This is a genomic window from Bacteroides congonensis (assembly GCF_900130125.1).
Lineage (GTDB): Bacteria > Bacteroidota > Bacteroidia > Bacteroidales > Bacteroidaceae > Bacteroides > Bacteroides congonensis.
On the sequence record NZ_FQXY01000010.1, the window covers coordinates 653,414 to 666,084 of the forward strand.

A 12,671-nucleotide genomic window follows, 5' to 3' on the forward strand; every position below is an offset into this window, starting at 1 on the left:
TATGAAGAATTTTATCATATCGCTAACAGCACTACTATTAGTATTTGCCACAAGTTGCAACGAAATGGATCAATATCCCCACAACGCAGTATCCAGTGACAACCTGACTGAAGAGGATGCACGGTTACTGCTTACAGGGCTCTACTTTTATATGCAGAACAAGCCGACAGCAAACGGTTATCTCACGCAGGATGTCGTGGGTGGTGAACTGGTGCGCGGCGGAGCTACCGGACTGAAAGACCCGATATTACTGGTCAAAGACCTTGTCACTCCCGAAAGCGGCTTTGTCAGCGGGCCATGGGACGGTTTTTACACGGCTCTCTATCAAGTCAATTCACTGATTGTCTCCCTGAATAAGTTACCTGACACATCTTCCAGGAATGAGATACTGGGAGTAGCCAGTTTCTTCCGGGGATTGCTTTATTACAATTTGGTCAGCCGCTATGGTGAAGTTCCTATCCTCGAAGCTCCCGTTTCAGGGGATATTGCCGCATCGTCAGAAGCGGAAGGATGGAGTTTTGTGGAAAAGAATTTCCAGACGGCCATCGACTACGCGCCTGTGTTTACAGATAAGAATTATGTCTCCAAGCAGGCGGCAAAGGCTTTGATGGCACGCACCAAGCTCGCCCAGGGGAAAATGACAGAAGCTGCGAAATTAGCAGAAGAAGTCATTGGGGACGCCAACTTCTCACTGGCGGATTTCGACCAGATTTTCCGGGGAAAAGCAAATAGGGAAGAAATCTTCACGTTTGCCAACCTGCTCAATGAATCCAGTGTCAATCTAAGCGCGTCTCTTTATTCGCGTTCGTCGGCAAATGGCGGCAGTTATACGTATGCACCGACTACCAAAGTGATGAATATGTTCGAGCCGGATGACAAACGTACCGCCATATCTGTCGACATGCAGGAAACGAACGAGGTCATTAACAAATATCCCGGTGGAGAAGTCACTACCGACCCGATTATCATCACCCGGTTGGGAGAAATGTACCTGATTAGCGCCGAAGCACAAGGACTTGCCAAAGGGCTCGGCCGGCTGAATGAACTACGCAAATTCCGCGGACTTGCTGCCGTGCATCCCGCAACTGAGGGTGAATTTATTGATGCGATTCTTCAGGAACGTCGGGTAGAATTACTGGCCGAAGGATTCCGCTGGTTCGACCTGGTGCGCCTCAACCGACTGGAAAGTGACCTTGGATTCGAACGCAAATACAACCGTTTGCCTATTCCGGCAAAAGAGAGGTCTCTCAACAAACTTCTAAATCAAAATTCATATTGGGCTAACTAAAAAAATAACAAAGATGATGAACTTATTAAACTACATACAGATTCTGTCTTTCCTGTTACCGTTTGCATTTTTAAGCTGTTCAAACGATACAATCAAGGACATTCCCTACACTCCGCAGACCGAGATAGGCAAGAAATTATTGGCTAACAGCGAGACTGTCGCACGTGTATATACTGATACGAGCTTTGTCGTGGCATTGGGAGTAACGGAGACGGATATTCACTTTCAGAAAGCGGACAGCCGCTCCACCCATCTATTTATAATCGACATTGACTTGAATGTGCCGGGAGTATCGCTCGAAGTCGGTATGCCGTATGATGCCGATGTACGCAATAATTTCCAGCGTCAGACGCTTACGGAAATGGCTGATTACGCCGACCGTCCGTGGCATCGGGTGGCTGCGATGGTTAATGCCGACTTCTGGGATGTCAGTACAATGGACATCAGAGGGCCGATTCACCGCAACGGCGTAATTCTGAAAAACTCGTTTATCTATAAAGAGTCACTTCCCCAACAGGCTTTGAGCTTCATTGCATTGACGAAAGACAATAAGATGGTGATTGCGGACTCGGTGGAATATCGGGGTATGCAGTACAATCTCAAAGAAGTAACGGGAAGCGGAGTCATCGTATTGCGCGACGGGGAAATATCCGGTGGAACTTACAAAGGTATCGACCCACGTACGTGTGTCGGATATTCAAATGATGGTCATGTCTACTTTATGGTGGTAGACGGACGTGTGGAGTTCTACTCATACGGATTTACTTATCCCGAAATGGGTTCGATCATGAAAGCGTTGGGCTGTTCCTGGGCTGCAAACCTGGACGGCGGCGGATCTACCCAAATGCTTATCCGTCACCCGATAGCGGATACATTCCAGATACGGAACCGTCCTTCCGACGGCCAAGAACGTCCTGTCGTAAATGCCTGGATGGTAACAGTCAATGAACCTTAAAAAACAAAAGAGTATGAAGAATTCAATATTGATTTTATCCATTTTATTCTGTTGCAACCTGTTATGCGGGTGTTCAGATTCTGACGAGACAGATTCCCGGCAATTTCCCCCGAAACTCATATCCATCATTCCGAAAGCCGGTTCGACAGGGGGTACTGCCATCATTTCAGGAGTTTATTTCTCTGAGACAGTTACAGATAATAAAGTCTTTATCAATGGTGTTCAAGCGGAAATATCCGATGCGACTATCAATCGCTTAGTCATCACTCTTCCCGATAATCCCAACGGAGAATACACGGTCAAAGTGAGTGTCAAAGAACAAACCGTGGAAGGACTAAAAATCACCTATGCCACGGCACCCGCTCCGCCTGAGTTGGCAGTACTGCAAGTAATGCCGTCATCAGCTTATGCAGGTGACGAAGTACTCCTTATCGGACAATGTTTCAGCAGTTCTGTTGATGAAAACGAAGTTACCATCAACGGAATGAAAGCAGAAGTAAAAGAGGTTATTTCTTCCAGTCAACTCCGTATCATCATTCCAGACACCCAGGAAGGGACCTACCCTATCCGGGTAAAAGTCGGGAATAAAGAGGCAAACAGCCCGTTGTTTACCTACCTGCACATCATTACACTGACAACGACTTCCCTGACACCTATCACCGGAAATCCCGGAGACGAAGTGGTGCTGACAGGTGAAGGATTCGGCAGTAAGCCAAGTGACGTGAAAGTTACGGTGAATGGAAAAGAGGCAGAGGTAAAAGAAGTAACTCCAGGCACACTAACTATTGTGATGCCGGAAAACGAACCAGGAAGATATCCAGTCGTGGTGACCACAGAAGAAAAAACAGTAGACAATCTGAGTTTCACCTACTTAGACAAGACTACGTATACGGTAGCTACCGTAGCAGGAAGTGGAACTGCCGGTAGTGCCAACGGGACAGGAGCCGCCGCTTCTTTCAAATTCCCGGAAACTCTTTCTCTCGCTCCGGATGGCAGTATCTGGATTGTAGAGCGCAACAATGCTGTTCGCCGTATGGACAAAGACTTTAATGTAACCACCGTAGCTTCGGGCGCATCATTCAAATCGTCCTATTCCGGTGCCTTCGACAAAAATGGAAATCTCTACGTAGCCAATAAGGATTTAAAGAATATTGTCAAGGTTACGGCGAATGGTACCACCACTGTCTTCACATGTCAAACGACATTCTCAGCTCCCATGGGTATTGCTTTTGATAATGACAACTGTCTTTATGTAGCCGACCGAGACGCGAAAAAGATATTCAAACTGACTATCGACGGAGAACTTCGTATGACTTATGACATGTCAGACGAGAAGCAGGGGCCGTGCGCCATTGCCGTAGACAAGAAAGGACGCGTACTTGCAGCCAACGGTGCCTCTTTCAAGTTGTTTATGTTTGAAACAGACGGAACGAAACGAACCATCTTTGGAAACGGAATAAAGCCTGTAGCTGAGACTTACTCAGATGGAGAGCCGGGTGATTTATCCAAAGCCACCATGGGAATTGTATTCGGCAGTCTGTCATTCGATGATTCGGGAACACTCTATTTCGGTGACTGGAATTGCCACACCATCCGCTCTCTGACACCTGACGCTAACGGCGACTATTCGAAAGGAACATTAAAAACAATTGCAGGCCTACCACTCAAGCCAGGCAAAACGGACGGGGCAGGTCAGAATGCCACCTTTAAAAATCCGGCCGGTTTATTGGTCAACGGCAATATTATTTATGTTGCGGATGAACAAAACAATTTGATTCGTTCCATAACTATTAATAAATAGAAGATTATGAGAAAGATATACATACTACTGCTTTCCTGCCTGCTTTTATCCACCTTTGCAGCATGCAGTGACAACGACTACAAAGCATCGGTAACAGAGCTCAGATTAGTTCTCGTAAAGCCGACCAATGTCTACTCCGGCGAAATAGCTACGATATTAGGACGTAACTTCAGCCCTATGCCGGAAGAGAACGCTGTCTTCATCAATGACAGGCAAGCGACGGTAATAGAAGCCGCCAAAGACGAACTGAAAATCATATTGCCCGAAATGGCTCCGGGAAAGTATTCTATCCGCGTCAAATCCCCTTCAGGCGAACTGACAGGACTTGAACTTAATTATCTCAAGACTCCCGACCAAGAATATATCGTCCAGACCATCGTAGGCCAAAAAGGCATCTTCGAGATGAAGGATGGCGTAGGAACCGAAGCAACGACCAAACTACCCACCGGAATCGCCTTTGCTCCCGACGGCAGCCTTTGGTTTACAGAACGCGGGTATAACTGGATACGCCGGATTTCACCAGATTTCCTGGTCACTTCGCTTCTTGATGTGGCTGTAGACAGTAAAAGTGCCATCTGGCAAGGCGGATTTGACTCAAAAGGGGATTATTATTTTATTGATAAAGGAAAAGGAATGTTGCGGAAAGTTGAAGCCGGCAGCATGACCGTTTCAACTGTTGCAACCGATATGAAGAGTCCGATGAACGTAGCATTTGATGATGAAGACAACATATATGTATCGGCGCGTGACAACAAAGCGATTTATAAATTTACCCCTTCGGGTACGAAAACGACTTTCGCAACTCTCAATGCTTCTCCCAACTACATTGTATTCGACAAAAACAAGAATATGATTGTCGGCACTTCCAGTAGCTATGTCCTGATTCAGATTAGTCCGGATGGCACACAGAAAACAATTGCGGGAGACGGTGTGAAAGGTCAGGAGTATTATGACGGGGAACCCGGGAATCCGCTTAGTGCCAAAGTAGGTGCGACATTCGGTATCGCTGCCGGCTCGGACGGATGCTTGTATATCTCTGATAACACGTATCATTGTATACGCAAGTTAACTCCCGACGCAAACGGTGACTACTCGAAAGGAACATTAGAAACAATCGCAGGCTCCGGGAAAGCCGGTTTCGCTGATGGAAAAGGATTAAAAGCCACTTTCAACCAACCGTATGAAATCATCATTACGGAAGACTGCAAGACAATGTATGTGGCAGGTGCCGTTAACTATCTGATTCGACGCATTACTGTCAAATAATCAAATGTTCCTTGATAGGACAAAAGGTCAACTCGCCCTCATGAGTTGACCTTTCTTTTATTCTCTATCCTTTTTATTCACTCCTGCTATTCATCCTTGAACTTAATCTTCAGAATCTTGCCAATAGCCGGTTTATACTTCTTCAGCATCCGGTCGAACCCCAAATCATTGGGATGAGTTCCGTCGATGGTTCCCTCGTGATCTGTTCCCAAGAAACGGTCTTCTTTAATGAAATACAGGTTCTTTACACCTTTTTTACACAGTACTTCTACTTGCTCGGCAATAGCCTCATTCTGTTGCTTCACGTTCTCACGAGCTTTCTGATTAAAGTTTCCCGTTTCGCGTATCAATGTCTGTATGATAATAATAGGTGTATCCGGATGTTTTTCCCGCAAGGTCATTACAAAGTCTACAGCCCGTTCGGTAATCTCTTTCGGTGAAGGATTGGGAATACAATCCAAAATAAAAGCATCTGCGTCAATATTCGCCAACATTTCAGCAACTTCTTTCTCCATCTTTCCGTTACCGCTCAATCCTAAATTGATGAAATTATACCCGCTACTACGGGACAATCGTGCCGGATAAGCCATACCGGGACGACTGGCAGACGCTCCCTGCAAAATGCTCGACCCGTACACTACAATTTTTTCTTTGAAAGGGTTCTGCCCTTTACGTATATACGAATCAGCGGGCACTCCTATTTCAAGACTCTTCAGTTCATCGTACAAAGGCAGGTACAACAAGCATTCTTTCTCCCCAGTACCCATATTATCGACAAGCACTCTTTCTGTAGTCACGCCACCCGGCATTCCTACTCCGGCAAACTGCCATTTTCCGTCCCGCTTGATGTACAAGTCCAGGCCTTTCTGAGCAATACGTGTCAGATTGGGTAACTGTGGGTTATCCGGAACTGTCCATTTGGCTTTTATCACCGGGCTGTTCGTAGTAAAAGAGATTGCCAGTCCGGCGGAATTTGTGAAAAGCTTCTTCACTTTGGGCGGCATTGAGTGATACTTCGCGGTGTCTACCCGATGGAAATATTCACCTTCTGACGTTGCCTTACCTACCAGCAGAAGTTCTTGAGCCGACGTATAGGTAAAATTGTTTTTCTGTTGTCCGGTCATGGCAAGGGGAAGCATCAACAAACCCAAGCAAATCCGGACTTTTCGTGTTAAGTTTTTCATAGCTAACAATAATTATCTGTTTTCTTTCGTCACCAACCAACGTTCTACATTTCTTTTCTCCGCACTAAACTCTACACCTATCTTTATCACCTTTCTTCCTTCTACTGCATAAGGAAGAGCATACCCTTTTTCTTCCATCTGCCGCATAGCCTGTTCAACGGTTCCATTGAGTTTGAATTCAAAAATATAGATAAACTTAGGAGTCCGAACCACAGCATCCGCCCGTCCTCGAGAGCTGTGCACTTCCGCTTGCGTGAATTGTCCCATCAGTTTGAATATCAAATAAATGACTACTTGATAATGACGTTCGGTCCGGTCATTCAATTCATAAGGGAAATCAGCAAAAAAAGCCTCAAAACGACGCATGAAAGCATCGGCATCACCCTCTTCGAGTTCACTGATGAAGTTGCCGATATAAAAGTTTCGTTCATCATCAGTCACGGATGTATAAAATGGGACTAAGAAATTGAGAAATCCATAACGTACTTCATCGTTAGGAAAACCAAGACAATACATTTTAAATCTTTTGTCATAATCCTTAATTGTCAAATAACCGCTCTGATATATCAAAGGAATCGGGTTTTTCTTATCTGCGCGATATTCGGTGAAAGCAGAAGCAGCAGCCTCTACCCCGTCCATTAATAAACGCAGGTCATAATCGCTCTCCTTCAGCAACTCGACAAGGAAAGTGGGAGTACCGGTTTGGAACCAATAGTTGCCAAACTCTTTATTGAAAAATGCGTTGAGAACGCTAAAGGGATTGAATACTCCTTCACCATTGTGGTGAAAATGATAACCGTCATATTGCTGAGCCATCATATCCACGATTTCTTCCGTCCCCATACCATTCGCCCGTGCTAATGCTGCAATTTCCGGTTCGAAGTTAGCGAGAAGTTCCTCACGGGTAATGCCGCAAAGAGTAGAAAAATCATAATTCATACTTATATCATTCAGCTGGTTCAAGTCGCTGAACACGCTGACCTGAGAAAACTTGGTGACGCCCGTCAGAAATACAAAGCGAAGATAGCGGTCTGCACTTTTCAACACGCCATAGAATGCTTTCAAGGTGGCACGATAAGAGTCGAGAAGCGGCTCATTCTGAATAGCCTGCAACAAGGGTTTATCATATTCGTCCACCAGCACTACCGCCCCTTTCCCGGCTTGCTCGGAAGCACGACGAATAACACCCATAAAACGGGAAGACAAAGTTGTTTCATCATCTCCCACCCCATAGACAGCCTCCCATTGCGTCAGTTGGTTGCTCAAAACTGCATCCAGCCTTTCCGGCGAATCATATTTCTCCGCATTCAAATCGAGATGTAACACTGGATATTCTTCCCATTTCTGCTCTAATTGTTCCACGGCAAGACCCGTAAAGAGTTCACGCTGTCCTTTAAAGTATGCCTCAAACGTGGAGATTAACAAACTCTTGCCAAATCGGCGGGGCCGGCTTAAAAAGAATGGTTTGCCGATATTCGCTATCGTCCACATCAATGCCGTTTTATCCACATATAAGTATCCGTCAGTACGAATATCTTCAAAAGTCTGAATCCCGATAGGGAGTTTTCTGCCCATCATCCACATATTATTTCTGCTATTAGATTGTTATCAAATACATATATGATACAAAAATACGAATTCCGGCAATGATAGCAAATCGGACGGTCAATTATTTGTATATCAACGTAGACAAATACTCTTCTGCAAACATTTCATTGGCAACTTCCAGCAATTGTTCTGCTGTCAGTGCCTCTATGCGCTTGAAAACAAGTTCGGATGATTCGTACTTGTGATAGTGCAGATAGGATTTTGCCATTCCCAATGCATTATTTTCAAAATTATCGGATGCCACCCCTATTTGTCCGATAAGCTGCTTCTTGGCTGCCGCCAATTGTGAAGAGGTCATCTTCGTGTCGCGCATTCGCTTCAACTCTTTATAGGTCAGCCTCAGGCAAGTGTCCATATCTTCAACATCGGTTCCGAAGTAAATGCAAAAAGCTCCTGTATCGGTATAAGAAGTCAGGTTGGATTCAACATTATAAACCAGTCCCCTACGCTCACGGAGAGATACATTCAGTTTGCTGTTCATGCCGGGGCCGCCGAGCACGTTATTCAGCAGATAGAGGGCAGTACGTTTATCATCATAGGCGTTGTAGCCACGGCTGCCGATCATTACGTGTGCCTGATGCGTATCTTTGGCAATCGTCAAATGCTCGGGGACGTAAAGTGGAGGGGGTACACGGTGATTGTTCACTTCCACGGCGGGAATATCCGACAGGTATTTCTCCGCCAGACGGATTATTTTCTTGAAGTCGTATTGTCCCTGAACGAAGAAGACCATATTCCCCGGCTGATAGTAACGGCGGGTAAATGAAAGAACATCTTCGGTGCGGAAGCTCCGTAGCAGTTCCGGTTTGCCCAGGATATTTCTTCCCAACGGATGATTGCGGAAAATCATGTCTTCAAAATCATCGAATATCAATTCCGAAGGAGTATCCTCGTATGATTGGATTTCGTCAATAATGACTTCCGTTTCTTTTTCTATCTCGTGTTGAGGAAAGGTAGAATGGAATACAATATCCCCCAACAGTTCGAGTGCACGCTCCAAATGTTCAGTCAGGAAGGCGGAATAGACTACTGTTTCTTCTTTATTGGTGTAGGCATTCAGGTCACCGCCCACATTCTCCATCCGGTTGAGGATATGCCAGGCCTTTCGCTTCTCCGTTCCTTTAAAGATGAGATGTTCCACAAAATGAGCCATTCCCTGTTCGTTCTCAGCCTCATCGCGCGTTCCAGCATCAATGGCGAAACCACAATAAGCTACTTTTGAGAGAGTCGGTTCATGGATAATACGCAGGCCGTTGGGGAGTGTATATACGTTAGATTGCATTGTTTTCTAGTTCCTTATTGAATTATGGTACAAAAATACAATAAAACTTATTGCGGTTTATAGAAAATTGCAGATATTTGTGGACTATAACAGTTACAACGTATATGGAAAAGATAGGAATATTCTGTTCTGCCTCAGAAAACATTGACAAAATGTACTTCGAAAGCGCCCGCCGAATCGGCGAATGGATGGGGAAAACAGGTAAAACGTTGATTTACGGAGGAGCCAACCTCGGACTTATGGAATGCGTAGCCCGTGCCGTGAAAGAGAACGGCGGGAAAGTCATCGGGGTAGTCCCTTCCAAACTGGAAGAGAAAGGCAGTGTAAGCAACTGCCTGGACGAAGTGATTCGCACCCATAATCTAAGTGACCGGAAAGATGTGATAACCGAGAAATCGGATATACTGGTGGCATTGCCGGGTGGCGTGGGCACATTGGATGAAATATTTCATGTGATAGCCGCCGCTTCCATCGGATACCATCATAAAAAGGTGGTCTTTTACAATGAATACGGTTTCTACGATGAACTGTTGAAAGCATTCAAAACATTAGAAGACAAAGGGTTTGCCCGGCAGCCTTTCTCCACCTATTACGAAGTAACAAACACTCTGGAAGAATTGAAAGAAAAAATAAACTGATTATATGATAGACTCCATCAAACAACTTTTGCAACAGGAAGCACAAGCCGTGCTCAACATCCCTGTAACAGACGCTTATGAGAAAGCCGTACAACTGATTGTAGAACAAGTACATCTGAAAAAGGGGAAATTAGTAACTTCCGGCATGGGAAAAGCCGGACAAATTGCAATGAACATTGCTACTACTTTCTGTTCTACCGGTATCCCATCCGTTTTTCTGCATCCCAGTGAGGCACAACACGGTGACTTGGGTATCTTACAGAAGAACGATTTACTCTTGCTCATCTCCAACTCCGGCAAAACGCGCGAAATCGTAGAATTAACACGCCTTGCCCATAATCTGGACCCGGACTTGAAGTTTATCGTTATTACCGGAAACCCCGACAGCCCGCTGGCACACGAATCGGATGTCTGCCTGAGTACCGGCAAGCCGGCTGAGGTCTGCGTTTTAGGAATGACGCCTACTACCTCAACCACCGCCATGACCGTTATCGGTGATATATTAGTAGTGCAGACAATGAAGGAAACCCAATTCACCATAGAGGAATATTCAAAACGTCATCACGGCGGTTATCTGGGAGAAAAATCAAGATCGCTATGCGAAAAGTAATCGGCATCGGAGAGACAATCCTCGATATCATCTTTCGAGGTGACCAGCCTTCCGCAGCCGTACCGGGAGGCTCTGTGTTCAACGGCATCGTATCCTTAGGACGGATGGGAGTAAACGTCGGTTTCATCAGCGAAACCGGCAATGACCGTGTAGGGAACATTATCCTGCAATTCATGCGTGAGAATAATATCCCGACGGATCATGTGAATGTATTCCCCGACGGTAAATCACCGGTATCTCTTGCTTTTCTCAACGAACAAAGTGATGCCGAATATATTTTCTACAAAGATTACCCCAAGCAACGCCTGGATGTCCTGTTTCCAAAATTGGAAGAGGATGATATTGTTATGGTAGGTTCATACTATGCCCTGAATCCGGTATTACGGGAAAAGATTCTCGAATTACTCGACCAGGCAAGGGAGAAAAAGGCCATTATCTATTATGATCCGAACTTCCGCTCTTCGCACAAGAATGAAGCAATGAAACTGGCACCGACTATCATCGAAAACCTGGAGTATGCGGACATTGTGCGCGGTTCTTTAGAAGATTTCCTTTATATGTATGGTATGCAGGATGCCGACAAGATATACAAGGATAAAATCAAATTTTACTGTCCACGGTTTATCTGTACCGCAGGCGGAGAGAAAGTTTCGCTACGCACCAACCTGGTCAACAAAGATTATCCGATAGAGCCGCTGGAAGCTGTCAGCACCATCGGAGCAGGTGACAATTTTAACGCAGGACTGATTTACGGACTATTAAAATATGATGTCCGCTACCGCGACCTGGATAATCTGAGCGAAGAAGTATGGGATAAAATTATCCGGTGCGGAAAAGACTTCGCAGCCGAGGTTTGCCGTAGTTTCAGCAATTCAGTTTCGGTGGAGTTTGCAGAAAGGTACATGCCGATATAACAACTATCAGCACTGTGGAGAAATCGAAGCAATTGCAATAAAGTGATAACTTAGTTACCTTCGATTTTTCCATTGACATATACCGCACTTTTCATCAACTGACCGTCAGGATTATACATCTTGAGTTGACCATTAAGTTCTCCATCGACATAGGTTGCCGTTGCAGCGACGGTCAATTCATCCCCTGTGGTGTAATAAGAGCAGAAATCCCCATCAAACCGGCCATTGTTTACGAATACGGTATACAGATTGGGGAAAAGATATTTATAAACAATTCCGGTCTTATCGAGTTGCCCCGTAAACGGTTTGCCTGTGGCAATCACACAAACCACCCCTGTCGAATCAAAGCAAAGAGTATAGTTTTTAGAACTAACCAGTTTACCTTCGGCGTAGGTACGTTCATCGTCCACACTGCCGTCTTTACGATAGTATATCCAGTCTCCGTCCTGGATTCCGATGAGTTCTCCATTATCCCACTCACCACCTTTATATCCACCTTTTACCATCAGTTTGCCGTCAAGGTAGTATGATTCGCAAGGACCTGACGGCACACCTCTTTCGTAAGTGTTGACAGACTTTACCGTTCCATCCGGATAGTATTCGGTAATTTTGCCGTGCTTATTCTCAGAACTCCTTTGTCCTATATAATATCCTTTTTCGCGAATTATGCCGTTTTCATAGCACCTTTTATAGGGACAGAGTAAATTGTCTGCTTGATTCTTCTTATGAGCTTCTATTGCCGGAATGGCAACACCACCCACTATCAATGCGAAAACACCTATCCACCATGCCCGCACACACCAATGAGCGAGTATGGTTGAAAGCACGAACCAGATAATGAATGAAAACAGGCACCCGTAATAGAATGAAAAACCAGCCGCCATACCCCCACCGGCAGGATCCGTTGATTCGCTAAAATCCTTGAATGAGTTACTCCACGGAACGATAACATAAAACAACGCTGGATAAACAGCCGAAGTAATAATGAAAAACACTATTCTTTGAATCATTTGTATGCGATTATCTTTTTAGCCAATATTTTGCAAATATATACACAATAACCGATTTATCCTAATCTCATAAGACCTATATGGCATGTCACAAACAAGGCTCCGCACGTAAATT

11 protein-coding genes are annotated in these 12,671 nt (G+C 45.1%); 7 read left to right on the forward strand and 4 right to left on the reverse strand.

The window, feature by feature from the left end:
* The first annotated feature begins 1 nt into the window (after nt 1).
* The 4 genes from BQ7997_RS13980 to BQ7997_RS13995 are packed head-to-tail and all read left to right on the forward strand — an operon-like array spanning nt 2 to nt 5,310.
* Nucleotides 2-1,288, forward strand: coding sequence for a RagB/SusD family nutrient uptake outer membrane protein (locus BQ7997_RS13980; protein ID WP_073346943.1), 1,287 nt, complete (start codon nt 2-4; stop codon nt 1,286-1,288).
* 13 nt (nt 1,289-1,301) lie between these two features.
* Nucleotides 1,302-2,243 carry a phosphodiester glycosidase family protein gene (locus BQ7997_RS13985; RefSeq protein WP_235817296.1) on the forward strand — a complete coding sequence of 314 codons (942 nt, stop codon included), beginning with the start codon at nt 1,302-1,304 and terminating at the stop codon, nt 2,241-2,243.
* A gap of 13 nt (nt 2,244-2,256) precedes the next feature.
* Nucleotides 2,257-4,044, forward strand: coding sequence for an IPT/TIG domain-containing protein (locus tag BQ7997_RS13990; protein WP_073346944.1), 1,788 nt, complete (start codon nt 2,257-2,259; stop codon nt 4,042-4,044).
* 6 nt (nt 4,045-4,050) lie between these two features.
* Nucleotides 4,051-5,310 carry an IPT/TIG domain-containing protein gene (locus BQ7997_RS13995; RefSeq protein ID WP_073346945.1) on the forward strand — a complete coding sequence of 420 codons (1,260 nt, stop codon included), beginning with the start codon at nt 4,051-4,053 and terminating at the stop codon, nt 5,308-5,310.
* Between the two features lie 86 nt (nt 5,311-5,396).
* Here BQ7997_RS13995 and BQ7997_RS14000 read toward each other — a convergent pair whose 3' ends face one another.
* From BQ7997_RS14000 to BQ7997_RS14010, 3 genes are all read right to left on the reverse strand, one after another.
* On the reverse strand, nt 5,397-6,494 hold the full coding sequence (locus BQ7997_RS14000; RefSeq protein ID WP_044653696.1) for an SGNH/GDSL hydrolase family protein: 1,098 nt from the start codon (nt 6,492-6,494) through the stop codon (nt 5,397-5,399).
* 12 nt (nt 6,495-6,506) lie between these two features.
* Nucleotides 6,507-8,078, reverse strand: a complete 1,572-nt coding sequence (locus BQ7997_RS14005; protein ID WP_044653697.1) for an ATP-binding protein — start codon at nt 8,076-8,078, stop codon at nt 6,507-6,509.
* An 85-nt stretch (nt 8,079-8,163) separates the two neighbouring features.
* Entirely contained in the window at nt 8,164-9,384 is a 1,221-nt protein-coding gene (locus tag BQ7997_RS14010; RefSeq protein ID WP_073346946.1) for a M16 family metallopeptidase, read from the reverse strand.
* Nucleotides 9,385-9,488: 104 nt separating this feature from the next.
* Between BQ7997_RS14010 and BQ7997_RS14015 the strand changes: the two genes are divergently transcribed.
* From BQ7997_RS14015 to BQ7997_RS14025, 3 genes are read left to right on the forward strand one after another with little or no spacing between them, the layout of a single operon-like run.
* On the forward strand, nt 9,489-10,022 hold the full coding sequence (locus tag BQ7997_RS14015) for an LOG family protein (protein WP_073346947.1): 534 nt from the start codon (nt 9,489-9,491) through the stop codon (nt 10,020-10,022).
* Nucleotides 10,023-10,026: 4 nt separating this feature from the next.
* Nucleotides 10,027-10,632 carry an SIS domain-containing protein gene (locus BQ7997_RS14020; RefSeq protein WP_073346948.1) on the forward strand — a complete coding sequence of 202 codons (606 nt, stop codon included), beginning with the start codon at nt 10,027-10,029 and terminating at the stop codon, nt 10,630-10,632.
* Nucleotides 10,620-11,546, forward strand: coding sequence for a carbohydrate kinase family protein (locus tag BQ7997_RS14025; RefSeq protein WP_073346949.1), 927 nt, complete (start codon nt 10,620-10,622; stop codon nt 11,544-11,546). The genes BQ7997_RS14020 and BQ7997_RS14025 overlap by 13 nt, the downstream gene beginning before the upstream one ends.
* 50 nt (nt 11,547-11,596) lie before the next feature.
* Here BQ7997_RS14025 and BQ7997_RS14030 read toward each other — a convergent pair whose 3' ends face one another.
* The gene (locus BQ7997_RS14030; protein WP_073346950.1) at nt 11,597-12,556 is read right to left on the reverse strand and encodes a toxin-antitoxin system YwqK family antitoxin; all 960 of its coding nucleotides are present in this window, start codon (nt 12,554-12,556) and stop codon (nt 11,597-11,599) included.
* Nucleotides 12,557-12,671: the final 115 nt, after the last annotated feature.

What these genes read in the sequence shown, in the direction of transcription:
- BQ7997_RS13980 (WP_073346943.1), top strand. Translation starts at nt 2, where the DNA reads ATGAAGAATTTTATCATATCGCTAACAGCACTACTATTAGTATTTGCC.
- BQ7997_RS13985 (WP_235817296.1), top strand. Translation starts at nt 1,302, where the DNA reads ATGATGAACTTATTAAACTACATACAGATTCTGTCTTTCCTGTTACCG.
- BQ7997_RS13990 (WP_073346944.1), top strand. Translation starts at nt 2,257, where the DNA reads ATGAAGAATTCAATATTGATTTTATCCATTTTATTCTGTTGCAACCTG.
- BQ7997_RS13995 (WP_073346945.1), top strand. Translation starts at nt 4,051, where the DNA reads ATGAGAAAGATATACATACTACTGCTTTCCTGCCTGCTTTTATCCACC.
- BQ7997_RS14000 (WP_044653696.1), bottom strand. Translation starts at nt 6,494, where the DNA reads ATGAAAAACTTAACACGAAAAGTCCGGATTTGCTTGGGTTTGTTGATG.
- BQ7997_RS14005 (WP_044653697.1), bottom strand. Translation starts at nt 8,078, where the DNA reads ATGTGGATGATGGGCAGAAAACTCCCTATCGGGATTCAGACTTTTGAA.
- BQ7997_RS14010 (WP_073346946.1), bottom strand. Translation starts at nt 9,384, where the DNA reads ATGCAATCTAACGTATATACACTCCCCAACGGCCTGCGTATTATCCAT.
- BQ7997_RS14015 (WP_073346947.1), top strand. Translation starts at nt 9,489, where the DNA reads ATGGAAAAGATAGGAATATTCTGTTCTGCCTCAGAAAACATTGACAAA.
- BQ7997_RS14020 (WP_073346948.1), top strand. Translation starts at nt 10,027, where the DNA reads ATGATAGACTCCATCAAACAACTTTTGCAACAGGAAGCACAAGCCGTG.
- BQ7997_RS14025 (WP_073346949.1), top strand. Translation starts at nt 10,620, where the DNA reads ATGCGAAAAGTAATCGGCATCGGAGAGACAATCCTCGATATCATCTTT.
- BQ7997_RS14030 (WP_073346950.1), bottom strand. Translation starts at nt 12,556, where the DNA reads ATGATTCAAAGAATAGTGTTTTTCATTATTACTTCGGCTGTTTATCCA.